Annotated in this window: 25 protein-coding genes and 2 riboswitches; of the genes, 17 read left to right on the top strand and 8 right to left on the bottom strand. The window is 40.3% G+C overall.

Annotation, left to right across the window (positions count from 1 at the left end; genetic code table 11):
- Window positions 1-8: 8 nt before the first annotated feature.
- The 6 genes from PFZ69_RS05220 to PFZ69_RS05195 all read right to left on the bottom strand — a co-directional run bounded on the left by PFZ69_RS05220 (window position 9) and on the right by PFZ69_RS05195 (window position 5,473).
- On the bottom strand, window positions 9-797 hold the full coding sequence (locus tag PFZ69_RS05220; protein ID WP_270179954.1) for a hypothetical protein: 789 nt from the start codon (window positions 795-797) through the stop codon (window positions 9-11).
- Window positions 778-1,344 carry an RNA polymerase sigma factor gene (locus PFZ69_RS05215; protein ID WP_270179953.1) on the bottom strand — a complete coding sequence of 189 codons (567 nt, stop codon included), beginning with the start codon at window positions 1,342-1,344 and terminating at the stop codon, window positions 778-780. The genes PFZ69_RS05220 and PFZ69_RS05215 overlap by 20 nt, the downstream gene beginning before the upstream one ends.
- 13 nt (window positions 1,345-1,357) lie before the next feature.
- A complete protein-coding gene (locus PFZ69_RS05210; protein ID WP_270179952.1) occupies window positions 1,358-3,604 on the bottom strand; it encodes an ABC transporter permease in 2,247 nt (748 codons plus the stop codon).
- A complete protein-coding gene (locus tag PFZ69_RS05205; protein ID WP_270179951.1) occupies window positions 3,601-4,464 on the bottom strand; it encodes an ATP-binding cassette domain-containing protein in 864 nt (287 codons plus the stop codon). Before PFZ69_RS05205 ends, PFZ69_RS05210 begins: the two co-directional genes overlap by 4 nt.
- 112 nt (window positions 4,465-4,576) lie before the next feature.
- Window positions 4,577-5,218, bottom strand: a complete 642-nt coding sequence (gene trhA / locus PFZ69_RS05200) for a PAQR family membrane homeostasis protein TrhA (protein WP_270179950.1) — start codon at window positions 5,216-5,218, stop codon at window positions 4,577-4,579.
- A 75-nt stretch (window positions 5,219-5,293) separates the two neighbouring features.
- Window positions 5,294-5,473: a hypothetical protein gene (locus PFZ69_RS05195; RefSeq protein WP_270179949.1), complete on the bottom strand. Its 180-nt coding sequence runs from the start codon at window positions 5,471-5,473 to the stop codon at window positions 5,294-5,296.
- Between the two features lie 336 nt (window positions 5,474-5,809).
- Between PFZ69_RS05195 and PFZ69_RS05190 the strand changes: the two genes are divergently transcribed.
- The 9 genes from PFZ69_RS05190 to PFZ69_RS05150 all read left to right on the top strand — a co-directional run bounded on the left by PFZ69_RS05190 (window position 5,810) and on the right by PFZ69_RS05150 (window position 14,986).
- A complete protein-coding gene (locus PFZ69_RS05190) occupies window positions 5,810-6,142 on the top strand; it encodes a hypothetical protein (RefSeq protein ID WP_270179948.1) in 333 nt (110 codons plus the stop codon).
- Between the two features lie 57 nt (window positions 6,143-6,199).
- Entirely contained in the window at window positions 6,200-6,463 is a 264-nt protein-coding gene (locus tag PFZ69_RS05185) for a YusU family protein (protein ID WP_270179947.1), read from the top strand.
- 563 nt (window positions 6,464-7,026) lie between these two features.
- Window positions 7,027-7,941 (top strand): proline dehydrogenase, encoded by a 915-nt coding sequence (locus PFZ69_RS05180; protein WP_270180621.1) that lies wholly within the window; start codon window positions 7,027-7,029, stop codon window positions 7,939-7,941.
- A gap of 189 nt (window positions 7,942-8,130) precedes the next feature.
- Window positions 8,131-10,521, top strand: a complete 2,391-nt coding sequence (locus PFZ69_RS05175) for a 3-hydroxyacyl-CoA dehydrogenase/enoyl-CoA hydratase family protein (protein WP_270179946.1) — start codon at window positions 8,131-8,133, stop codon at window positions 10,519-10,521.
- 21 nt (window positions 10,522-10,542) lie between these two features.
- Window positions 10,543-11,718 (top strand): acetyl-CoA C-acetyltransferase, encoded by a 1,176-nt coding sequence (locus tag PFZ69_RS05170; RefSeq protein WP_270179945.1) that lies wholly within the window; start codon window positions 10,543-10,545, stop codon window positions 11,716-11,718.
- A 30-nt stretch (window positions 11,719-11,748) separates the two neighbouring features.
- Window positions 11,749-13,533: an acyl-CoA dehydrogenase family protein gene (locus tag PFZ69_RS05165; RefSeq protein WP_270179944.1), complete on the top strand. Its 1,785-nt coding sequence runs from the start codon at window positions 11,749-11,751 to the stop codon at window positions 13,531-13,533.
- Window positions 13,534-13,743: 210 nt separating this feature from the next.
- Window positions 13,744-14,103 (top strand): arsenate reductase family protein, encoded by a 360-nt coding sequence (locus PFZ69_RS05160; RefSeq protein ID WP_270179943.1) that lies wholly within the window; start codon window positions 13,744-13,746, stop codon window positions 14,101-14,103.
- Window positions 14,104-14,199: 96 nt separating this feature from the next.
- Window positions 14,200-14,586, top strand: coding sequence for a glycine cleavage system protein GcvH (gene gcvH, locus PFZ69_RS05155; RefSeq protein WP_270179942.1), 387 nt, complete (start codon window positions 14,200-14,202; stop codon window positions 14,584-14,586).
- Window positions 14,587-14,737: 151 nt separating this feature from the next.
- Window positions 14,738-14,986, top strand: coding sequence for a YusG family protein (locus PFZ69_RS05150; protein ID WP_270179941.1), 249 nt, complete (start codon window positions 14,738-14,740; stop codon window positions 14,984-14,986).
- A 28-nt stretch (window positions 14,987-15,014) separates the two neighbouring features.
- Here the strand turns inward: PFZ69_RS05150 and PFZ69_RS05145 are convergent, their stop codons facing one another.
- Window positions 15,015-15,521, bottom strand: a complete 507-nt coding sequence (locus tag PFZ69_RS05145) for a peroxiredoxin family protein (protein ID WP_270179940.1) — start codon at window positions 15,519-15,521, stop codon at window positions 15,015-15,017.
- Window positions 15,522-15,662: 141 nt separating this feature from the next.
- On the opposite strand from PFZ69_RS05145, the gene PFZ69_RS05140 reads away from it, so the two are divergent.
- The 5 genes from PFZ69_RS05140 (at window position 15,663) to PFZ69_RS05120 (ending at window position 19,301) form a co-directional block, all read left to right on the top strand.
- Entirely contained in the window at window positions 15,663-16,181 is a 519-nt protein-coding gene (locus tag PFZ69_RS05140) for a TraR/DksA C4-type zinc finger protein (RefSeq protein ID WP_270179939.1), read from the top strand.
- 101 nt (window positions 16,182-16,282) lie between these two features.
- Window positions 16,283-16,612: a toprim domain-containing protein gene (locus PFZ69_RS05135; RefSeq protein ID WP_270179938.1), complete on the top strand. Its 330-nt coding sequence runs from the start codon at window positions 16,283-16,285 to the stop codon at window positions 16,610-16,612.
- A gap of 70 nt (window positions 16,613-16,682) precedes the next feature.
- Window positions 16,683-17,000, top strand: coding sequence for a thioredoxin family protein (locus tag PFZ69_RS05130; protein ID WP_270179937.1), 318 nt, complete (start codon window positions 16,683-16,685; stop codon window positions 16,998-17,000).
- A 340-nt stretch (window positions 17,001-17,340) separates the two neighbouring features.
- Window positions 17,341-18,096 carry an RNA polymerase sigma-I factor gene (gene sigI, locus PFZ69_RS05125; RefSeq protein WP_270179936.1) on the top strand — a complete coding sequence of 252 codons (756 nt, stop codon included), beginning with the start codon at window positions 17,341-17,343 and terminating at the stop codon, window positions 18,094-18,096.
- 20 nt (window positions 18,097-18,116) lie between these two features.
- On the top strand, window positions 18,117-19,301 hold the full coding sequence (locus PFZ69_RS05120) for an anti-sigma factor domain-containing protein (RefSeq protein WP_270179935.1): 1,185 nt from the start codon (window positions 18,117-18,119) through the stop codon (window positions 19,299-19,301).
- A gap of 119 nt (window positions 19,302-19,420) precedes the next feature.
- Here the strand turns inward: PFZ69_RS05120 and PFZ69_RS05115 are convergent, their stop codons facing one another.
- Window positions 19,421-19,840, bottom strand: a complete 420-nt coding sequence (locus tag PFZ69_RS05115; protein WP_270179934.1) for a TlpA family protein disulfide reductase — start codon at window positions 19,838-19,840, stop codon at window positions 19,421-19,423.
- 165 nt (window positions 19,841-20,005) lie between these two features.
- A riboswitch (SAM riboswitch) is annotated at window positions 20,006-20,115 on the top strand.
- A gap of 81 nt (window positions 20,116-20,196) precedes the next feature.
- Here PFZ69_RS05115 and metX point away from each other — a divergent pair.
- From metX to PFZ69_RS05100, 3 genes are all read left to right on the top strand, one after another.
- A complete protein-coding gene (metX, locus tag PFZ69_RS05110) occupies window positions 20,197-21,270 on the top strand; it encodes a homoserine O-acetyltransferase MetX (protein WP_270179933.1) in 1,074 nt (357 codons plus the stop codon).
- Between the two features lie 3 nt (window positions 21,271-21,273).
- Window positions 21,274-22,572 carry an O-acetylhomoserine aminocarboxypropyltransferase/cysteine synthase family protein gene (locus PFZ69_RS05105; RefSeq protein WP_270179932.1) on the top strand — a complete coding sequence of 433 codons (1,299 nt, stop codon included), beginning with the start codon at window positions 21,274-21,276 and terminating at the stop codon, window positions 22,570-22,572.
- 17 nt (window positions 22,573-22,589) lie between these two features.
- A riboswitch (SAM riboswitch) is annotated at window positions 22,590-22,702 on the top strand.
- A 74-nt stretch (window positions 22,703-22,776) separates the two neighbouring features.
- Window positions 22,777-24,555: a PLP-dependent aspartate aminotransferase family protein gene (locus tag PFZ69_RS05100; RefSeq protein ID WP_270179931.1), complete on the top strand. Its 1,779-nt coding sequence runs from the start codon at window positions 22,777-22,779 to the stop codon at window positions 24,553-24,555.
- Window positions 24,556-24,559 lie beyond the last annotated feature (4 nt).

Raw genomic sequence — 24,559 nt, 5'->3', positions numbered from 1 at the left:
GAATGACCTCACATGTATTGAAGGTGTAAGCTTTTGCGATACGATAAAAATAGTAAGAGTCCTCCTATTACAAAGAGGGCAAGGTAGGCAACTCCTAGTAGGAAATTAGAAAATCCATCATTTATTTGATAAATCGAATAGGGCAAGGCAATGAATGTAAACACCCATCCTGCAAGTGCAGAGACAAAACCAGCTATAACACCTTTATGAAACATAATATAGGCTAGTAAGCCAGTCAAAAAGAACAAAGGTGCGACCCATTGAAGTAAGAACATTCTTGGTTCAACGTAAATATTCTCAGATATAATCACTACGGTCGAGACAAAGGCAAAGCTGAAGTTCACACACAGAACAACGAGTAATTTACTGAGTAGTAATAGTGCAGGTGGGAATGGAGTGACGGATTCAATCATTCTCATTTCCTTGTTCCAAGACTTGTAGCTATAAAGTATCCCAAACAATAAGTAAATAGGAACAAGCAGTGGAAAGAAACCGTCTGGGTCACCGCTTCCCGCTGTTATCAATGTTAACATTGCAAAGATACCGAGGCTGATCATCCAATAAAGCCAGTGGTATGAGCGAAATTGATTTAAGCATTGTTTGAAGAGCGACGGTTTTTCAGGCTCTGTATCAAAGTCAAATTCCATGTCATGTTGCTTTAGTTCATCGAAAGAATCCTGAAGGGAAAGAATCAGCTTTTGCGTATCTTCTGAACGTGGTGATGTTGCCATATACGTTTGAAGCGGCTGCTTCATTTCTTGTTCAAGTTCTTCTAGTTCATGATCGAGATCGCGCATGGCTAATTTCCTCCTTTCGCATAATGGATGCCTTTAATTTTTTTAATGCATGATAAAGGTTTGATTTAACCGTTCCTAAAGGTAGTTCGAGTGTCTCTGCAATTTCCTGGTATTTTAAATCTTGATAAAATCTTAAGTACACGATTTCTCTTTGAGTGTTTGACAGTTCATCAAGCTTTTCGAGAAATTCTTTTCTCGATTCTTGTCGTTCGAATAACTCTACTACTGAAGGATCTCCGCTTTCTTGATCAGGGAGTTTATCGATCACCTGTTTTTCAGATTTGAAACTAGAACTTTTCCAGTAGTCTCGACATTGATTCGTAGCAACTTGATAAAGCCACGGTTTAATCTTTTCTGGTATTTTTTTTGTTTTTAATTGGGTTAGTAACTTCAGGAACGTTTCTTGTACAACATCTTCTGCTTTTTTACGGTCCCGAAGCATTCGCTCTAAATAGCCTAGCAAAGGGGCATGATACCTGTGGATCAATGCTTCAAAAGCAGCTTGATTTCCTTTGGACATTCCAATAACTAATTCTTCATCAGTCATGCCCTTTCTCCTTTCATCGTTTAGTGTTCATCACATCGTTCCAAACTTCCATCCATTCTTCAAAGCTGATGGTCGATGCTGGCTCAATATACAGATCATAGCCGGTTGGATAGCCATTTCCACTCCAGTTGGCATGGTAAATTCGATTGAGCACCTCTTTTACTTCTTCCTCTTTTCCTTCATGCATTGCAGTTTCAATCATATCTAACAATTTGTCTGTTTGAATGATTTCTTTGCTGTAATTGCGCTCATCCTGTTCATCTGTAATATTGGCGAAAGCAGATCTTGTTTCAAAAGCCTCTTCCTCTTTTCCGTGTTCAAGTTCATACACATAATTGAAAGCAGCTTTAATCGTACTCGTTAGTAAAGCATCTTCAGGTCTATAGTTTCCAGAAACAAAGTTATCTTCATGAAATAAGTTGACGATAACAAAATCATTGATCGTTGCATGATGATTTAAGCTGTTGTAGTCATTCATGATGTAGTTTTGATCGATAAAACCATCCTGACGAAAGTAACCGCTCCACCTTAATTGATCCAACGGCAAAAAGAAGAAGTGGTGTACAGGATCGATCTCATCATCTAAAAATTCGTCAAAGTAGGTGAGACGAGTGTCTACCTCTTTCATAAACTCCTTAGAAGCATCCTTACGATAAGGCGCAGTTACTAAGCTAGTGTGGTAATGATCTGCTTCAATCTTTGTTAAAAAGCCACTGAAGAGATCGAGTCGAGCAGTTTTACCAGAGAGGGTGTGCGTTTCACCGGAAGACTCTACATGTTTAATAGAGCCATAGACGGTGTTATCGACCCCGGTCACATTCACGTGGAAATCAGTAGGTTGAAGTAAACCAACGTCAGTGCGAGATTCACCATCTGAATCAACCAAATATTGATGTGCTGGTAAAGGGTACCAGGCCGTGTGTGATGGCATAACGATCTGGTTGTCCATGGCAAAACCGGGGTAATACTCTTGACTGCCTCGATGCGTCCATAATTCATAAACCCCTCCGTAGTTGAAATGAATCGTTGGGTTATTCACCTCGTTTGGAAGTGTAATCGTAACAAAATCACCATCTTGTTCAAATGCAATGGATTCTTGATCAACCTTCACATCATTTAAGGAGAACACGCGGTTCAGCGTAAATTTTATTTCATCGTTATCAAACTGGTCATGTTGAAGAGACACAGCTGCTTTTAGATCAAGGGTAGAGTTTGGTGTTTGATCGATATCAATTCGATAGGATAGGATTTCAAAAAGCTCTCGCTTGTATATGCTACTTTCTTGAGTAGCGGTATCTTGCTTTAGATTCGGATCCCACATATAGATCGAACTATTATCACTCGTTTGTGAGAAAGTGGGTGAACCTTTTGCCACGTTATTAAAAGCAGATATTCGTACATCCCAAAATTGATTATATGGGATATATGCAAGGATTGCGCCAAGTAAACTAAACGAGCAGACAATACTCCAAAGTTTATCGTGTTCATTTGGCCGCTTACGATTTAGGAAGAATAGTGTTCCCATCAGTAGCATGAGAGAGAATGAAAGGACAAAGAGCCTTTGTAACTTTATTTCTTCCTTCATGAGTTCAATTCCCCACACGCCATTTACCAAAATAGAATCCAAGAATAGATAAGATAAATGGAAAGGCTTTAAGTAGAAATTTCCAGTATCGTTAAAGTTTCCAATTCCGTTAAGAATGTAAACCTCCATGAAAAGAGTACCGAAAATCCACGCGCAAAATGCGATCAAGTAGACGAAACGATTTTGAATGATGACGGATAGTATCATACCTAGAGCTAAGCTAATGATTAACGAAACTTCATATTGAATGATAAAAAATCGTAAGACTTCTATCGTTTCAGCAAATGGAAGCTGTTGTCTTATTGATATAGCGCTAAAAGTAAGAGCCATTAAAAAAGTGAAAAAGGACATGTAAGTGATACCTGCAATAAATTTTGCAGATAGAAAGACAAAGTTGGAAACAGGTAATGCTCGGTGCCATTCGAAGGATTCATTCCCAATATCACGACGCATCAAGTAGACACCGATTAAAATACTGAGGCCGATAACGAGAATAAAGATCGTAGAATGTGTCGTTCGATAAGCAGAAACGTACAGGCTATCTGAACTACTAACATTCTCAACGGTCATGCTCACAATCAACCAGATGAGGAATAAAAAAGGCATCGGAAGTAAAAACCAACTTCTATATAGAAACGAAAGTTCAAATTTCCATTGAATTAGCCATTTCATCATCTTGTATCCCACTCCACCATCGTCATATAGCCTTCTTCTAACGTAGGATCGACGGCTTCTGCAGATTCAATCGGTGCGACTGGAGAGATCGCTCTATATAAATGCCCGTTTTTTGTTTGTTTTGTAAATGTGATCTGAAGGCCGTGTAGGATGTTTGAATTTCCTTCCGACAATTCGAATTCCCACACAAAACCTTCTCCCTTACGTTGTAGCTCTTCGGGCGTTCCGTGAAAGATCAATTTTCCTTTCTTTAGAACCAATAACGTATCACAACTAGCCTCGATATCCTCGACAATATGGGTGGAAAGCAAAACCGTCTTATGATGTGGATAATTTGCAATCAGTTGTCGGAACCTTAACCTTTCATCAGGATCTAAACCGGAAGAAGGTTCATCAAAAATAAGGACATTTGGATTTCCATACATGGCCTGTGCAATCCCTAGTCGCTGCCTCATTCCATTCGAATACGTTTTAACTTTGGATTCTTTTTGGTCCGTTAAATTCAACTCTTGTAGTAGCCTGTTTTTTTCTTCATTATGATCGACGTTCGTATAGCGCTTTAGGTTTCCTGCATAGTCGAGAAACGATGCCCCAGTAAGCTGAGGATAGAGTTGAAAATGTTGAGGCAAGTACCCAATTTGCTTTCGTACTTTCGTGGTTTCTTTTTTGACAGAGAATCCTTTAATCTTCACCTCACCTGAAGAAGGGCGAGTAACGGTAGATAGAATCTTTAACAAAGTAGATTTTCCAGCACCGTTTGGTCCAATGAGTCCAATTACTCCTCCATCAATTGAGATAGTTAAGTTATCTAAAATTGACTTGTTTTTAATTTTTTTTGATAGGTTTGTTATCTCGATCACAGCTTCCATCCCTTTATGATGTAGTTCTACTCTTATAACGAGATACTACTATTTTTTGTTCAAGTAAAAATAAAAAAACACTCCTGTACTCTTAGTGTACAGAAGTGCTTGATTAAAGGGGAAGGACGTAAAATAAAACACAGAAGAAATGAGCCACCGTTCCTCCTATAACAAAGATGTGCCAAACTGCATGGTGATACTTAAAAGCTCTCCATACATAAAAGACAGCACCGATCGTGTAGAGTAAGCCACCGATGATCAGTAGCGTCATTCCGTTCGGATGAAGGTTTTGAAGTAGAGGGTTCCATGCTAAGACGATCAGCCATCCCATAATGACATAGACAATTGTAGAGATGAACAAGAATTTCTTTACAAAGAAAGCTTTAAAAACTGTTCCTCCGATAGCAAGGCCCCAAACTATTCCGAATAAAGTCCAACCGAGCCATCCTTGAATAACGATGAATAAAAAAGGTGTATATGTTCCTGCGATAAAAAAATAAATCGCAGAATGATCTAGAAACTCGAAGAAATCTTTTGCTTTACCGGGTGGAAAACTATGAACCAATGTAGACGCTGTGTATAGAAGCAACATCGTTGCTCCAAATAACGTGAAGCTGACAATGTGCCATGCCGTTCCCTGAAGTGATGCGAATACAATCAAGATGACGAGAGCAGCAAGGCTAATCAATACACCGATACCATGAGTGATATAGTTTGCTCGTTCTTCACCTACTGTAAATGTATGGGTAGTCATGAATTCCATCATTCCTTTTTATCAGTTATAGGAAGTATACATGATTTATACGCATCATCATATAGGTCATTGTAGTTAATTCTTTTTACTTCTTTCTTCTTCTGCCTGTTTTAACAAGTGATAGGTATAGAAATCTTTTTCTTGAACGTTTTCTTGAACCGCCTCCATAACCAAAAATTCTTCAGCGATCTCCTCTCGGACGGATGACAGTAACTTCTCACTATCATGGGTAATCAGTTTTTTTCTTTCATTCATAAGCTCGCTCTCCTTTTGGTAAATAATGATAGTATCAGTCTCCCATTGCCTCTGAAATTTATTCTCTTTAGGAGAGAGGGAATGTCCAATTTTGTTGAATTGAGAAAAAATACATGTTTGTACCGTGGTACTTGTCCAACCATTCCTGCATTTCATACATAAGATATGTTGAGAGTGAGTAGTGGTCCCCCCCTTCGTAAAACTCACTCTTATGTGACCCATATTTGAACCAGAGCTAGCCTCTGGTTTTTTTTTATTACATATGCCTTTTATGTCTTTTGGACCTCTAACAAGATACTTGCTCCTTTCGAATGGTATGAAGAGGAGGTATGTACTTTGCTTGAAATTGTAGAAATGGGTCAAAATCAGAATGGTAGAGAGTTCACGATCAGAGAACTCATCAAATTAATAGAAGAACATTCTCTCGATCCTGCTTATGAACAGAATGGTAACTTTATCTTTCCTTACAAACCGGTTCGCGATGCGAAACGATATCAAGGATGTCGGGCGTTCTTTGGAGATTTTGCAATGATTTCTTGCAGGTTCTTTATCATTACGGATGAAACAGTGCTGATCGATGAACTAATTAAAGTCATTAGAGAAAACCAGCAGCGAATAGATTATGCAAGGTTAAGGGACTTACAGGTGAACGGACGGGTCTCACCTTAAAGATGGACGGGTCTTTATGCTATAATCGATGAAGATTACATTGATCGGAGTGATAGCATGAGTCTAGAAACCTTGCAAGAACAAGTCGATGGATTAATGGAAAAGTATACAGAGCTATTAGTGGGTGAGAGCACACCAGAACTAAAGGAAAAAGTGAAAATTTGGGCGATGTATACGCACCTTTCAAAAACCATGCCGCCACTTGCAAAGCATTGGAACCAAACCTATCCAGATGCAAAAGATGCCATGAAAGAACTCGTAGCGGAAATTAAGATGCTAAATGAAGAAAACCGCAAATCCCAGAAAAAAGACGATGAATGAGAAGCTAGGGTATAACTAGTTTTCTTTAGTCTCGCTTTCAATTAAAACCTCTCCATAACGTTGATTGGAGCGGAAGGATGTTCGACTCCTGCGGGATGAGCGGGACAGGTGTGACCCCGCAGGCGCCAGAGCGCCGAGGAGGCACACCGCCCGCCCCGCGGAAAGCGAATATCCTGGAGCGGAAATCCCACAACATCATTTGAACAAGGCTTGAACAAGTTTCTCGATAGTCTATAACTAGGGCATATTCGCCCTAGTTTTTTTGTGCTTTTACAAAATTGATAGCTTGTTAGAGTATCCAAATAACAGAGCTAGCAATATAATAGGTAAAATATGTTTTTCGACCCCTTTATGTTGGGTAAGGTTAAAGACACAGGGATAACAATAGAAAAAATTAACAAATATTATTTGAGAGAATTTCTTACAAAAAACGTCGTATTCATAGGATTTCGTGGTAGAATAACAGTAAAGGGAGAATATGGCGCTTTTTGAGAGTATTTGCCGATTTTCACTAACATATATTTTTTAACACGCTATGAATGCGTTTTCATGGAGGGGTTATGATGGAACAAGTAATGCGTAATTTCTTTCTACACATGGGAAAGAATAAAGTTGCGACAAAAGTTGCTAAGAAATATGGCATGCGATTTGGCGCAGGTAAGTTTGTAGCTGGTGCATCTCTTGATAGCTCTGTTAATGCAATAAAACAGTTAAATGCGAAGGGTTTATCCGTAACGATCGATCATCTTGGAGAATTCGTTGATACTGAAGCTGAAGCAGCCGAGATGACGAAGCACTGTATTGAAGCGATTGAACGTATTGCTGCCGAAGGACTTGATTCTCAACTCTCTCTCAAGCTCACTTCAATGGGGCTTGATATTGATTACCATATGACGCTCAAGAACATGCGTGAGATTCTGAAAGCTGCTGATAAGCACGATGTATTTGTAACGATCGATATGGAAGATTATGAGCGCTGTGAAAGAACGTTAAATATTTTCACAGAATTAAAGAAAGAATTCGAGAATATCGGGACGGTTTTACAAGCTTACTTGTATCGTGTTTCTGATGACCTCGAGAAATTAAATGAGTTATCTCCAAACCTTAGATTAGTAAAGGGTGCCTATAAAGAAGCGCCGACAGTAGCTTTTCCTGCTAAGCGGGACGTTGATATTAACTTTAAGAAGATCATAAAAATGCACCTGTTAAATGGAAATTATACTGCGGTTGCTACGCATGACGATGCCATCATCGAGTATACAAAACAATTAGTCGAAGAACATAATATTAGTCGTGACCAGTTTGAATTCCAAATGCTGTATGGCATCTGTGTAGAACGTCAGGAGCAATTATTAAAAGAAGGCTACAAGATGCGTGTATATGTACCATATGGACAAGATTGGTATGGCTATTTCATGAGACGTCTTGCTGAACGTCCGGCAAACGTAGCGTTTGTACTCAAAGGAATGATGAAGTAAGAGGAAGGCGAAATTTTTTGCCTTCCTTTTTCACAATGTTTCGATAAAAAAGAGAGTAGAAATCAACAAACATTATATTGCTAAATTTCAGAAAATACTTTATAGTAAAGACAGAGGAATTGAAAAGTGAATTCGCTTCTTTTTTTGAAACAAAAATGAATGAGCATTCATTCAATAGGGAGGTTCATTATGTCACGCAGCATTCATAAAGTTGCCGTATTAGGAGCAGGAGTAATGGGATCAGGTATCGCTGCACACCTTGCGAATGTTGGTATCCCAAGTATTTTACTAGACGTAGTCCCGAAAGAACCAAACGAAAAAGAAAAAGCTAAAGGGCTCACGTTAGAAGATCGATCGGTACGTAACAGGCTTTCAATTGATGCGATCGCTAAGCTAAAAAAACAAAAGCCAGCCCCGCTATCTAAGAAAGAAAATATTCAATTGATCGAGCCAGGAAATATGGAAGACGATATGGAGCGATTGAATGAAGTCGATTGGATCATAGAAGTAGTCATTGAAAATCTTGATATCAAAAAGAAAGTCTATGAAAAAGTAGATCACTATAGACGTCCAGGTACGATCGTCAGCTCGAACACTTCTGGAATTTCTGTAGGAGCTATGGCTGAAGGTCGCTCAGATGATTTCAGAAGCCATTTCCTTGGAACTCATTTCTTTAACCCACCAAGATATTTGAAGTTATTAGAGGTGATACCTACAAAAGATACAGATCCAGCTGTTCTGTCTTATATGAAGACATTTGGAGAAGAGACCCTTGGAAAAGGAGTTGTAGAAGCGAAAGACACACCAAACTTTATCGCAAACCGCATTGGAACTTACGGTTTATTAGTAACTGTTCGTGAAATGCTCAATAGAGGCTTTTCGGTCGGTGAAGTCGATTCAGTGACAGGTCCACTGATCGGTCGTCCAAAAAGTGCGACGTTTAGAACACTTGATGTTGTTGGATTAGACACGTTTATCCATGTAGCAAAAAATGTGTATGATCAAGTATCAGGTGAAGAGAAAGAAGTGTTCAGAACGCCAGACTTTATGGAAAAGATGAATCATAAAGGTTGGATCGGATCAAAAGCAGGCCAAGGGTTTTTCCTAAAGAAAAAAGGCGAAAAGGGAAGAGAAATTCTAGAATTAAATCCTGAAACGCTTGAATATGAACCGAGGAAGAAGCTTAGAACTGGCTCAGTAGAAGCTAGTAAACAAGCAAAATCTAAATCAGAAAAATTGAAAACGGTTGCTTATTCCGAGGATCGTGCTGGTGAATTGGTATGGAATATATTAAAGCCGGTACTGCTCTACTCTGCAGAGAAAACCTATGAAATTGCTGACGATATTCTAGCGATCGATCGTGCGATGAAATGGGGATTTGGCTGGGAGATGGGGCCGTTTGAAACGTGGGACGCCCTTGGTGTCGAAAAGTCGATTTCAAAAATGAAAGAGCAAGGTGAAGAGATCCCATCATGGATTGAAGAGATGCTTTCCTCAGGCAAAACGAATTTTTATAAGCGAGAAGGCGGGAAAACCTTCTTCTATCATAACGGTGAGTATAAAAAGGTTGATGAAAATGAAAAAGTAATCCACCTCAAGGGACTAAAAGAACAAAACCGTGTGATTAAGAAAAACACTGGTGCAACTTTATTAGATCTTGGTGATGGTGTTGCTGGACTTGAATTTCATTCTCCAAACAATGCGATCGGAATGGATATCCTCCAAATGATCAATGAAGCGATCGATGAGACCGAGAAGAACTTTGAAGGTCTCGTGATTGGAAACCAGGGCAAGAACTTCTGTGTTGGAGCAAATGTTGCGTTGATGTTGATGGAAGCGCAGGATGATAACTTCTTTGAAATTGAATTAATCGCACGCAAATTCCAACAATCGATGGGTCGAATCCGGTATTCCAAGAAACCTGTTGTAGCAGCACCATTTCAAATGACATTAGGTGGAGGTGCAGAGGTTGTGATGCCTGCTGCTTCGATTCAGGCATCATTTGAGACTTATCTTGGCTTAGTTGAAGTGGGAGTTGGATTAATCCCAGGCGGAGGCGGAAACAAAGAGCTTTATCTCAGAAAACTTGAGCAGGCTGGTGGAAAACCAAACTTAATCGATGTTGCTGCTGATGTATTTGAGACCATTGCGATGGCAAAAGTATCAACTTCAGCTCATGAGGCAACGGATCTGGGTTATATCAGAAATAAGGATGGCATCAGTGTAAATGCTGACCATGTTCTCCATGATGCAAAGAAAAAAGTTCTCTTTCTAGCTGAACAAGGCTATCAGCCGCCTGTTTCAAAGAAGATACCAGTGTCAGGTGAAGCAGGGTATGCTGCAATGTTGATGGGTGCGAAAACAATGCAGTGGAGTGGCTATATTTCTGAACACGACCTAAAGATTGCCTCTAAACTCGCACATGTAATCGCAGGCGGTAAAGTGAAAGAAGGAACGCTTGTCGATGAACAATATCTTCTCGATATTGAAAGGGAAGCATTCCTAAGCCTATTGGGCGAACCGAAAACGCAAGCTAGAATGCAGCATATGTTGATGAAAGGAAAGCCGCTACGTAACTAGTTTTGGAGGAGGGAAGCACGAATGAAAGAAGCAGTGATCGTGTCTGGTGCAAGGACACCTGTAGGAAAAGCAAATCGTGGAACACTTGCAGAAATGCGTCCAGATGATTTAGGAGCAATAACAGTTGCTGAAACCTTAAAACGAGCTGGTAATTATGATGGGGATATAGATGATGTCATTATCGGATGTGCGATACCAGAAGCTGAACAAGGATTAAACGTGGCACGTATGATCGGTGCTCGAGCGGGTCTAAAAGAAACCGTCCCCGCTATTACGATAAATCGCTATTGTTCTTCAGGATTACAAACAATTGCATATGCCTCAGAACGTATCATGCTCGGTCAATCTTCATCTATTTTGGCAGGAGGCGTTGAATCGATGAGCCTCATCCCGATGGGGGGGCATGTGATCAAACCAAACCCTTCTCTTGTTGAAGAAAAGCCAGAGTACATTATGGGCATGGGACATACCGCTGAAGAAGTTGCTAGAAGGTTCGAAATCAGTCGAGAAGAACAAGATGCGTTCGCATTGAGAAGCCATCAGCGAGCAGCCAAAGCGATTAAGGAAGGTAAGTTCAGAGACGAAATCGTCCCTGTTGAAGTAACGAAACGCTGGATCGACGGCAATAACAAGCTTCAAGAAAATAAGGTTTTATTCTCTCAAGACGAAGGCGTTCGTGAGGATACTTCCCTTGAAGCACTTGCAAAGCTTCGCCCAGTCTTTAACGTAAGAGGCTCCGTTACTGCAGGGAACTCCTCTCAAACTAGCGATGGTGCAGCCAGTGTTCTTGTGATGGACAGAGAAAAAGCTGAGAGTGAAGGGCTAAAACCGATGGCGAAGTTTCGTTCGTTTGCCGTAGCGGGTGTTGCACCTGAAATTATGGGAGTAGGTCCAATCGAAGCTATTCCAAAAGCTTTGAAGCTAGCTGGGCTAGAGCTTTCAGATATCGGATTGTTTGAGCTGAATGAGGCATTTGCTTCACAGTCCATTCAAGTGATTCGAAAGTTAGGTCTCGATGAAGACAAAGTAAATGTAAATGGTGGAGCGATAGCGCTTGGGCATCCGCTAGGCTGTACAGGTACAAAGCTCACACTAAGTCTTGTTCATGAAATGAAAAGGCGCGGTGAGCAGTTTGGTGTGGTAACGATGTGTATTGGTGGCGGAATGGGAGCTGCCGGAGTATTTGAACTACTATAATACATGATCAATTAAAGGAGGAACACCTGCATGTCTAATACAATGAACAAAACAGTCAAAGGCGGAAGCTTTCTAGTAGAGGATCATCTTGCAGAAGATATTTTTACACCGGAGGATTTTTCTTCAGAGCATACGATGATGGGGAAAACAACGGAAGATTTTATTGTGAAGGAAGTCGTTCCAGAATTAGAAAAAATCGAAAACCATCAATTTGATATCTCCCGTAAGTTGTTAGAAAGAGCTGGTGAGATTGGACTTCTTGGAGCAGATGTTCCAGAAGAATACGGTGGACTAGGCCTTGATAAAATCAGCTCATCTGTTATCACAGAGAAGTTCGCACGAGCACGCTCGTTTTCACTAAGCTATGGGGCTCATGTAGGGATCGGATCGCTTCCTATCGTGTTCTTCGGTGATGAAGATCAGAAAAAGAAGTATCTTCCTGATCTAGCTTCAGGAGCTAAAATAGCTGCATACGCATTGACAGAACCAGGTTCTGGTTCTGATGCACTCGGTGCGAAGACGACGGGTAAGTTAAATGATGACGGCACGCACTACATTTTGAATGGTGAAAAACAGTGGATTACAAACTCAGCTTTCGCTGACGTCTTTATCGTCTATGCGAAGATTGATGGTGAACAGTTCTCAGCATTTATTGTAGACAGTGAGCTTGAAGGTGTATCGACTGGTCCAGAGGAAAAGAAAATGGGGATCAAAGGTTCCTCAACGAGAACATTAATCCTTGATGAAGTAGCGGTACCAAAAGAAAACCTGCTCGGTGAAGCTGGTAAAGGCCACGTTATCGCATTTAATATTCTTAATGTAGGTCGTTATAAGCTAGCGGTTGGAACGATCGGGGCTATGAAGCGCGCGATTGAGCTTTCTGCAAAATACGCAACAGATCGTAAGCAGTTTAAGACGCCTATTGCGAAATTTACTCTTATTCAAGAAAAACTTGCAAATATGGCCGTATCCACTTATGCAAGCGAGAGCTCAACATACCGTACGGGTGGTCTTTTTGAGAACAAACTAGGAAACCTATCTGATGAAGAACAGAAAGATGGAGCAAAAGTGGCAAAAGCCATTGCTGAATATGCGATCGAATGTTCACTAAATAAAGTATTTGCTTCAGAGGCGTTAGATTATGTCGTAGATGAAGCCGTTCAGATTCACGGTGGATATGGATTCATGTCTGAGTATGAAGTGGAAAATATGTATCGAGATTCACGCATCAACCGAATCTTTGAAGGAACAAATGAAATTAACCGCCTTCTTGTACCTGGAACGCTTATAAGAAAAGCGATGAAAGGTGAACTTCCATTGATGGAGAAAGCTACTGCCCTTCAAGAAGAACTGATGATGCTCATGCCGCAAGAAATTGGGGATGCCCCACTTGAGCAGGAAAAGCATCTTGTTGCCATGGCTAAGAAAATTATGCTGATGGTTGCTGGAACAGCAGTTCAGAAGTATGGAAAGAGTCTTGAAAAAGAACAAGAAGTGCTGTCTAATGTTGCTGACATCATCAGTGAAATTTACTCGATGGAGTCTGCAGTACTTCGAACTGAGAAAGCGATCGATCAAACAAGTAGTGACAAACAGCAGCAAAAACTTCTATTAACAGAAGTTTTCTGTCAAGAAGCGTTCAATCGAATCGAAGCACATGCGAAAGAGACGCTTGTTGCTGTTGAAAGTGGAGATACGTTAAGAATGATGATTTCTGCTTTAAGAAAACTAACACGTCACACGCCAATCAACGTTATTGCAAAAAAACGTGAGATTGCTGCTAACATTTTGGAACAACAGCGTTATGCTGTTTAACTAATATTTTTCAAACCCTATTCTCTTAGATTCCCTCTTGAAAAAGAGGGATTTTTTTTGACTGAATTGGCAAGATAAAACTTAAGGCGAAAAAGAGGATTTACACCTTATATGACGAAAGATGTTTTAGGCACGTCATAATTTGTTGTAGGGAACTCGTATGGTACACTTAGTTTGTACTATTGAACAGGTTTACGAGGAGGAAAAGGATTGTCACTTACTTTTTATGCTTATCCTAAATGCGGAACGTGCCAGAAAGCAAAGAAATGGTTTCAAAGTAATGAAATTTCTGTAGATGAAGTTCACATCGTTGAAAATCCCCCCACAAAAGAGGAACTCGCAGTCTTAGTGGAAAACAGTGAACTTCCTATCAAGAAGTTCTTTAACACGAGTGGAAAGAAATATCGCGAGCTTGGAGTAAAGGATAAGATTGCTTCATCCTCTGAAGACGAATTGTTGGAACTGTTAGCCTCAGATGGTATGTTGATCAAAAGACCGATTGTTACAGATGGAAAACACGTAACGGTTGGGTTTAAAGAAGAAGTTTTTGACGAAACTTGGGGACACTAATAGTTGATTAATTAATAATAACTATTATAGGATAGTTATTGTAAATAATAATAAATACTTACCTTAGTTTAGGGATAGTTCAGGGAGGAATTACTAATGAATTTACCAAAAGATTTCCGTTACTCAGAAGAGCACGAATGGGTACAAGTACAAGAAGATGGCAATGTCCGCATTGGGATCACTGATTTTGCACAGTCAGAACTAGGAGACATTGTTTTCGTAGAACTTCCTGAAGAAGGCGACAGCCTTGAAGCTGACGAACCTTTTGGCAGCGTTGAATCAGTAAAAACGGTATCTGAGCTTTACGCACCTATTTCAGGAAAAGTCATTTCTATTAATGAAGACCTAGAAGATAGTCCTGAATTTGTAAATGAGTCTCCATATGAAAAAGCTTGGATGGTTGTAGTTGAGCCATCTAATACTTCTGAGCTTGATGAGCTTATGACAGCTCAAGCATACGAAGATATGGTAAGTGAAGACTAATCAACACTAAATAATTCCAGCTTTTCGAGGGAATAGTTTTTTCATCATCGCGAACCCTATTGAATGCTTGTGTTTCCATTTAAAGATTGCCTGTACTTGCAAATCTGGTGTTAGGTATAAGGAAAGACACTATAAAAAGGGGATGAATACGATGAATGATCAGTCTCGTCCTATGGAAAAGATCGACGTTACAAGCAGAGTCCATGGTAAGCTTGATCAAAGTTCGATGAACTTGTATTTGAACAAGGAAAAAATTGGTCGTATACTCTTCACGAATCAAGGCAATCAGTATGAGTTTGCCGAGGGCTTTGAGTTTGACCAAGATAAGATTTTTCAGTATCAGCGAGCAATGGAGAAAAACGGAAAGTACGTCGAAGACTGTGACCTCGGATGGTGTTAAAAAAACCGGCCCAAAAGGGCCGGCTTTTTTATGCTTTGTTTTTTCGAATATATTTTATCGTAGTTAATAATCCATCTGCTGAAGGACGGCCGAATGGACTGGATTGTAGATATTGCGCCATCAATTTTCCTTCATCATCGATAATAAAAATAGCAGGCTCACCATGCTCGCCATGATCTTCATAAGGATCTTCTTCAGTATGCATGAATACTCCAAAGGAATCGATCGCTGCACGTTCATGATCTTGTAGCACTGGAAAATCAAGACCATGTTTTTTCTTCATGCTTCGAAGTGAATCTAACTCGTCACTTGCGATTGCGATTACGTGTACATCTAAATCGTCAAAAGATGAGATGTTTTCTTGTAACTCTTCCATTTGCTCGTTACATACTGGGCACCATTCGCCTCTAAAGAACACGAGCATATGCCATCTCTTATTGTCTTCCTCTAAATGTTTGTCTAGTTGAAAAAGTCCTCCCTCAGTATCAACGAGAGAAAATGTTGGTACACTCTGACCTAAAGATAATTTAGCCACTATACTCACTCCTATATCAATGTCTTATGTATGGGTTTCCACCTTCCTGTTCTCTTAAAACCTCTTGAGATGGTTTAACGTGCTCAAAGGTGAGGGAAAATAAAATATGGAAAAGAAAAAGAACCTTTGGAGGGAAAAATTATGACTTTGTCGAATCAAGAACTACAGGGATTTAAAAAAACCCTTCTCATCCAGAAAAAGGAAATATTAGAGAGAGGCGCAGCCGAGCATAATGAGAGTAATGGACTGGCTGAAGAAACGGGGGACTTAACTTCATATGACAATCATTTTGCAGACCTTGCAACAGAATTGGATGAACGGGAAAAAGAGATTACCATCGAGGATGCTGCGCGAGAACGATTAGAATTAATCAATACTGCCCTTGATCGCATCCGTGAAGGAAATTATGGGATTTGTGTCGATACTGGAGAAGAAATTGAAAAAGAACGTCTAGAAGCGATTCCATATGCGATACGAACGAAGGAAGCGCAAGATCGACTTGAAGATCGTAAAGAAGGAAATAGAACAGATACTGAAGCTACTTTTGCTACAGGTAGCGAAAGAGAAGATGACCGATTACGAACTGTAGATGATCTAGAAGAAGAACACGGAAATTCAACAAATGTTCCGTCATTAGAAGAAGAGCGTTCTAACGATTAGATTCAATAAGATTACTTTATAGAAAGTGAAACGATATGCCTTCTTATCCATATACTATAGTAAACGCAGTAGAGACGACAGCTTGAATGGAGAGTTGCGCCATGCATGATAAAGTGATTATTGTAGAAGGTAAGACGGATAGAGATCAGCTTCTTAGAATCTTAGATGAGCCTGTGGATATTATCTGCACGTACGGTACGATTAGCTTCGATCGACTCGAAGAATTAAGTGAAGAGCTGGTTGAAAAGGATGTATACGTGCTCGTCGATGCAGACGATGCAGGGGAAAAGCTTCGAAAACAATTGAAGCAGGAAATCCCTCACGCTGAACATTTGTATATTACGATGTTGCATCGTGAGGTGGCAGAAACACCATTAAATTATTTAAAACGTATTTTGCGAGCAGCAAAATTTAAAGTGATGACGGTATAAATACGATAGGGCTATTTCCCGAAGAGGGAGGAGTTCCCTCTTCGGTTTATAAATGAAGGAGTCTATAGATATGATAGAATTAGACAAAGAGGTTGAGATTGAAAGAGCCCAACAGGAATCACTTTCGGTGCTCTTTTTTTATACGCCTTTTTGTTCAACGTGCAAAATTGCCGAAAGAATGTTGAGCATTGCTAGTGCAGCTAATGGAATGAAGGAGCAAACGTATAAAGTGAACTTAAACTACTTTCCTGATTTAGCGGAAAAGCTAACGATTCAAAGTGTCCCAGCACTTACGATTTTTGAAAATGGACAAGCGAAAGAAACGATCTTTGCATTTGAATCAGTCGTCCGCCTTAATACTTTACTCCTAAAATACAAGAAGCGTTAAATTTATTTGATGAATTTTGACCAAATGCACCATAAGTTTCTCAAAGCAAAAAGCGTGTCTCAGCAGGCATCTAGCAGTGTAGAAATTTGTTGAAAATTGTGCAATATTAATAATGATAAATTAATATAACAGACAGTAAAGAAACAGTAACATTGTCATTAAATTGTATTTTCGTTGCAGCTGATTGAGTGGTATAAATGAATAGAGAGTCGCCATTCGATTTTGTCGTATGGGGGCGAATTTTATTTTGCATTCTTTTTAATATTCAAATAACAAACATCTAAGAAGAAACCTAATAAGCGATCAATTTAAATTGACTGCAAGATGAGAGGTGTATGACATGACAACCATTTCAATCAGCACAAGAATAGGAAAATATAAAAGTAAAAATGACAATGTTACATTAGAAGATAAAATCGATCGTATCCAAAACGGCGATGAGTTTCTACGCAATAAGCTACTAGAAGATTATCAACCATTTATTAAGAAAATAACGTCAAAAGTCTGCAATCGATACATTAATCAGATGATGGACGAATTTAGTATCGGATTATCTGCTTTCAATGAAGCGATGGATCAGTATCAAAGAGGTCAGGGAAGCCGTTTTCTTACATTCGCAGATATGGTTATCCGTCGTAGGGTAATCGATTATATCCGTAAAGAAGCACGTCAAAATAAGTATATCTATCTCGAACCAGAAGAAGTGGATGAAGAAGGCAGATTAGAAGATAGTTTTGCTGAGCAGAAAGCAGCTCTTGACGTATATGAGATGGACAAGCAGCGAGAAGTTAGAATGTACGAAATTGAAGAATACGAGCAACTCCTGCAAAGATTCAGTATTACGTTTAAGGTATTGAGTAAGAATTGTCCGAAGCATATCGATGCGAGGGATAATGCGAAAATGATAGCAAAACTTATTGCAGAGGATTCTACTCTTTCAAGCTATCTTCTTGAAAAGAAACAGCTGCCTATAAAAGATTTGCTGTCTCTTGTCTCATGCAGTCGGAAAACGATTGAACGTAATCGAAAGTATATAATAGCAGTTGCATTAATTTATCTAGGAGGTTTTAATGCGCTGAAATCTTATATACAGTAACAGAATGAGGGGGCCAGGGGATGAAAAACGGGGTTATTATGGAGATACGAGGCAGAAAAGCCGTAGTCCTGACACCCGAAGGTGAATTTACAACAATTTTTCTTAAACGAAATCATAACTTATCAATTGGCTCTGAAATTAAACTAGCAAAGAAACCTGAGAAAAATAAAAAAGGTTTCTTTATCCCCTCTATGCCTACGATGGCAGGAATGGCAACGATCATCATGTTGTTTGTTATCGTTGCTAGCGTGATTCCTGTTCCGAACAATGATGCAGTTGCTGCATATGTTAGCTTTGATATCAATCCGAGTATCGAAGTAGGTGTTAATTCTGACCTGGAAGTAGTACAGTATCAGGCTTGGAATTCAGACGGCGAAGGGCTGAGTTTAGACAAGGATACAAAAAATATGCCACTTGCTGAGTTTGCAAATGTACTAATTTCTAAGCTCGAAGAGAATGGCTTTTTAACTGATCAGGGAAAGCTGCTTATCGTAGCGAGTAATGTTGAAGAAAACAGTCGTTATCAGAAGGTGAAAAGTAAGCTCGAAGAAACGATTAATGGTTTAAAAAACAATGAGGTCCTTACAAAACAGGCTGTTGCAATCACTACGATTTTACATGCGGATCATCATACCCGTAAGTTGGCAGTGGAAAAGGGTGTGTCTCCTGGAAAGTATATAACTTATCTGGCGGCACAAGATCGTGGAGTAACGATTTCTCTTGAAGATGCCCGCGACCTATCTATTAAGAAATTAGATTCGCTCGAAAATCGCGAAACTGCATCAGAGGGTAATACAGAACCTGTTGAAGACAGGAACGATCTAGATAATAAAATTACTCAGCTTAATGATAAATCAAATAAAGCGGTTGACAGCTCAGAGAATAAAAAAGGACAGAGTAACCAAAATTCTGAAGCGGTGGTAAAAGAAGAAAAAGATCCGATCGGTCAACTATCAAATAAGAACGAAAAGTCTTCATCTCAACCAACCGGAAATAACGATTCTGGTCGTGTGGATAAAGACTCTGAACAAAATGGGGACAACAACGAGAAAAATAGTGGATCCTCAATAAATGATAAACCAAAAGACGATAAAGAAGTCAGAGAAGATAAAGAAGATAGAGAAAAAGATGATGAAGATGAAGATGAAGAGGATGAACAAGACGAGCGTGAAGACAATCGCTCAAAAGAAGACAATGATGATTAAGTAAGTGAATAGTGAGATTGACAGTTCGCCACGAATAACTTAGATTAACGCCATTATTTTATATTATTTTTAACAAAGCTAGGGAAATTTCCCTAGCTTTGTTTTAGTTATCACTTCATTCAAAGCATGATAGAAGGGAGGACTTTAACAATATCCAGGAAAGATGCCCTGTCCCCGAATGTTTGTACAACTTCGTGGTTCCTGTCTAAAAGGACAGTCGTTGGTACACCAGTGCACCCATACTTATCGTACGTATCTCTACCATTATCTTTTAATACTGGAAAAGGCAGATCGTTCTTGATAGCAAAATCTTTGCCTGCCTCTTCTGTTCTTTCACGTCCAGTCACATTTATTGTTAAGAATGCAAGTTTGTTTAAGTCTGCATGTTCATAAAATTGTTCTTTCATAGGTAGGTCCTTCATACAATCAGGACACCATGAAGCCCAAAACGTAAGCATAACCGGCTTCCCTTCATAGTCGGTTAATGAATACGTTTGATCACCTCTGACCTCTTGTAAAGAAAACGTAGGGGCTTTCACAAAAAGTCTCCTTTCGCATATAGTTTTATGGTAACCTTATCAAAAATCTGGTTCTAATCAAAATATTTGATGCGTAGAGTGGATTTGTATAAACTTTCAGAAAATGTTTGACACTAATGCATTGCCTTGCTAAAATAATACTCAATCAAAGTAATTGAATATTCGTTCTTATCTAGAGAGGCGGAGGGACTGGCCCTATGAAGCCCGGCAACCGTCAAACCATTTGGTTTGAAAAGGTGCCAATTCCTGCAGGTATAATGCCTGGAAGATAAGCGGAGCTGATTTCTATAATCCAGCCTCTCTGTCTTTCAGAGAGGCTTTTTTATATTCAATGAGCGTGATGGGAGTGATCGGAGTTGAGAAGAGAGACGGTATACGAGGACCAACGGATATCCATTGGCTCGTTCGTTCTCGAATCAGGAAAAGAACTTGACGAGGTTGAACTTGCATATGAACGAGTAGGACCGAAGGAAGCACCAGTCATTCTAGTCTGTCATGCACTAACGGGCAATCAGTATACGGTTGGAAGGAAACAAGATGGTTGGTGGGAAGGTCTGATTGGTCACGGTAAGTATGTAGATACCTCTGAATTTCAAGTAATCACATTCAACGTATTAGGCGGTTGTAATGGTTCGACGGGACCATTATCTCGTAATCCGTTTACAAACCGACCGTATCAGGCGGATTTTCCATTCATAAGCGTGAGGGATATGGTTCATTCTCAAAAGCGAGCACTTGAAGCACTCGGTATCGATCGACTTCATGCCGTGATCGGTGGGTCGCTTGGAGGCATGCAGGTGCTTGAGTGGGGAATTCTCTACCCTGATGCGATGGAGCATCTTGTTCCATTAGCTGTGACACCATCTTTGAGTGCTTACGGAATTGCATATAATGCCATTTCAAGACATGCCATAACGACTGACCCTGAATGGAAGGGAGGGTATTATGATCAAACACATCCTCCCGCATCGGGGTTAGCAACAGCACGTATGATCGGAATGATTTCGTACCGAACAGATGAGATGTTTCAGAAAAAATTTGGAAGAAGGGTCATTGCAAAACCTGAAGATCACCATGAAAAGGCTCTTTACGACGTCGAATCTTACCTTCATTACCAGGGTAAAAAGCTAGTTGGTCGTTTTGATGCCAATAGCTATTTGTACTTATTAAAAGCAATGGATAACCATGATATTACCAGGGGAAGGGACGCACCGATTGAAGAAGTGAAGGCAAATGTTTTAGCAATTAGTTTTAAAGGTGATTTAATTTATCCTCCTAAAGATCTTGAAGCTTTATTTTCGCTTAAGTCGCGTTTTACGATCGTTGATACAAAGTATGGTCATGATGGATTCCTCGTTGAATTTGATAGATGGGGGCAATTGATCAAAGAACAATTACAAGAACCGTCAAAAATACAAAGGAGTGGATAAGAGATGGCAGAGAAGCGTTATAACTTAGAAACGATTGGCATTCATGGTGGTTTACAGGCAGATCCAGCTACAGGAGCGAGAGCACTACCGATTTATCAATCCAACGCATACAAATTTAACAGCACTGAACATGCAGCTGATTTGTTTGGTTTAAAAGAAGAAGGGTTTATTTATTCTAGAATTGGTAATCCGACGGTAGGAACGCTTGAAGAACGGGTTGCGGAGCTTGAAGGCGGAATTGGAGCCCTCGGTCTTGCAAGTGGTATGGCAGCCATCACAAACGCGATTTTAAATATTGCGAATAGCGGTGATGAAATTGTTTCTGCTTCTACTTTATATGGCGGCACATATAACCTTTTTTCAACGACGCTTCCTAAATACGGAGTAAAAACCAACTTTGTTGATCCGAAAGATCCGGAATCGTTTAGAAGTGCGATTACTCCTAATACAAAAGCAATCTTTGCAGAAACGATTGGTAATCCAGGCCTTCACGTACTCGATATCGAGAAAGTGGCTGAAATCGCTCATGAAGCTGGCATTCCGCTTATCATCGACAATACCTTCGCAACACCGTATTTATGTAGACCGATCGAGCATGGTGCTGATATTGTTATTCATTCTGCGACGAAGTGGCTTGGTGGTAACGGTTCAACGATGGGAGGTTTGATCGTCGATAGTGGAAAGTTCGATTGGAATTCATCTAAATTCCCAGGCTTTATCGAACCAGATCCTTCCTATCACAACATCGTTTATGCAGAGGCCCTGCCTGAAGCAGCTTTCATCATAAAAGCTCGTGTTCAACTATTACGAGACACAGGCGCCTCATTGAGTCCTTTTAACGCTTTCCAAATCGCATTAGGAATTGAGACACTTCACGTTAGAATGAAGGAACATGTTGCAAACACGCGTAAAATCGTTACCTATTTGAAAGAAAACCCGGCAGTTGAGTGGGTGAGTTATCCTGAAGAAGAAAATCATCCGTCAAAGACCTTAGCTGCAAAATATTTACCAAAAGGTGCGGGAGCCGTAGTCGTCTTCGGAATAAAAGGCGGCCGCGAAACCGGAGCAGGAATTATTAACTCAGTAAACCTGTGGTCACATGTGGCAAACGTTGGGGATGCAAAAAGCTTGATCATTCATCCTGCAAGCACAACTCACCAGCAGTTAAGTGCAGAAGAACTAACCGCTGCGGGTGTTCGAGATGACCTGATCCGCTTGTCGGTAGGCATCGAACATATCGATGATCTTATCGACGATTTGGATCAGGCAATTTCAAAAGCAAGAATAGCAGCAAGTGTATAGCAAAACTAAATAAATCACTCTTATCCAGAGAGGCAGAGGGACTGGCCCGATGATGCCCGGCAACCTTTAAGCAAGAAGCTTAAAAAGGTGCTACTTCCTGCAGAATAGCTACTATTCTGAGAGATAAGAGGAGGCAAAAGCCCTCTTCTTATTGAAGTGGGCTTTTTTTATATTTACTACAACACAATTACTGGAGGAATTACGATGACACAACAATATCAGTTCGACACACTTTCCCTACACGGGGGTCAATCCCCAGATCCAACGACTGGCTCGAGAGCAGTACCGATTTATCAAACGAGCTCGTACGTTTTTCATGATAGTGAACATGCCGAGCGATTATTTTCCCTTGATGAACCAGGAAATATTTACTCCCGGATTGGAAATCCCACGGTGGATGTTTTTGAGAAAAGAATGGCTCTGCTTGAAGACGGGGTCGCAGCGGTTGCAACTTCATCAGGTCAGGCAGCAATCGCACTTTCTATTCTGAATATCGCAAGTGCGGGTGACGAGATCGTAGCGGCTTCTAACTTATACGGCGGTACTTATAACTTATTTGCGGTAACCCTCCCGAGATATGGGATCAACGTAAAGTTTGTCGATCCAACAGATCCAGAAAACTTTAGAAAAGCGATAACTGATAAAACAAAAGGCGTTTTCGCTGAAATCATCGGGAACCCAAGCTTGTCTGTACTAAATGTAGAAAAAGTCTCAGCAATCGCACATGGAGCAGGCATTCCATTGATCGTCGATAATACGTTTGCCACTCCATACGCATGTAAGCCACTCACTTTAGGAGCAGATATCGTTGTACATTCTGCGACGAAGTGGATCGGTGGCCACGGTACATCGATTGGAGGAGTAGTCATCGACGGAGGTCGTTTTAATTGGAACTCTCCGAAGTTTCCAACGTTCACTGAACCTGACGATAGCTACAACGGTATTCGCTATGCGATTGATTTTGCGACTCTTGCGTTCAGTACAAAATTACGTGTCCAGCTCCTTCGAGACTTTGGGTCTTGTTTGAGTCCATTCAATGCCTTTCTTCTTTTACAAGGACTTGAGACGCTTCATCTCAGAGCGGAAAAACATAATGAGAATGCACTTAAGCTAGCAACCTATTTACAAGATCACCCTGCAGTAGAGTGGGTGAGCTATCCTGGTCTCCCAAGTCATCCTTCCTATCATGATGCGAAAGAAATTTTAACGAATGGCTTTGGTGCAGTTGTGAACTTTGGCATAAAAGGAGGAAAGGAAGCAGGGCGTAAGCTCATTGATCATGTTTCACTTTGGTCTCACCTTGCAAATGTGGGAGATGCGAAAAGCTTGATCATTCATCCAGCGAGTACGACTCATCAACAGTTGAGTAGAGAGCAGCTAGAGAAAGCAGGAGTAAAAGAAGAACTGATTCGCCTATCTGTCGGTGTAGAAGGTGCAGACGATTTAATCTTCGACTTGGATCAATCGCTTCGTAAAGCGGCAGGTCTAGAAACGGATACTCGTATCGTCATCAATGATGAAGGTGAAATTCAATGGGCACTTCAAAGTCCTTATGAAAAAGAAGTGATCGATGGTGTTGAAACGCAAAGACAGAAAACACTTGCCGTCGTTGGTCTAAGTGGGAACGAATCGCGACCGAGTCACCGATTAGCAAGGAAGATGCAAAGGCTAGGATACAAGATAATCCCTGTGAATCCGAAGGCAGATACAATCCTAGGTGAAAAAGCGTATCCCGATTTAAAAAGTGTCCCACATTCAATTGATGTCGTGCAGGTGTTTAGAAGTCCTGAGGCAGCTGTTGAAATCGCAAGAGAAGCAGGGGAGATCAAGCCACGCATATTCTGGCTGCAAGAAGGGGTGGTATCTGAAGAAGCTGCACAAATAGCAGCAGACGCTGGTTTACAAGTTGTTCATAATCGATGCACATATAAAGAAGCCCAGAGGCTAAGAGGCACGATTTCAACATATGCATGTGAACTTTAAAAAA

This window comes from Alkalihalobacillus sp. CinArs1 (assembly GCF_947387515.1).
Lineage (GTDB): Bacteria > Bacillota > Bacilli > Bacillales > Guptibacillaceae > Guptibacillus.
This window is presented reverse-complemented; position numbering and strand designations above follow the sequence as displayed.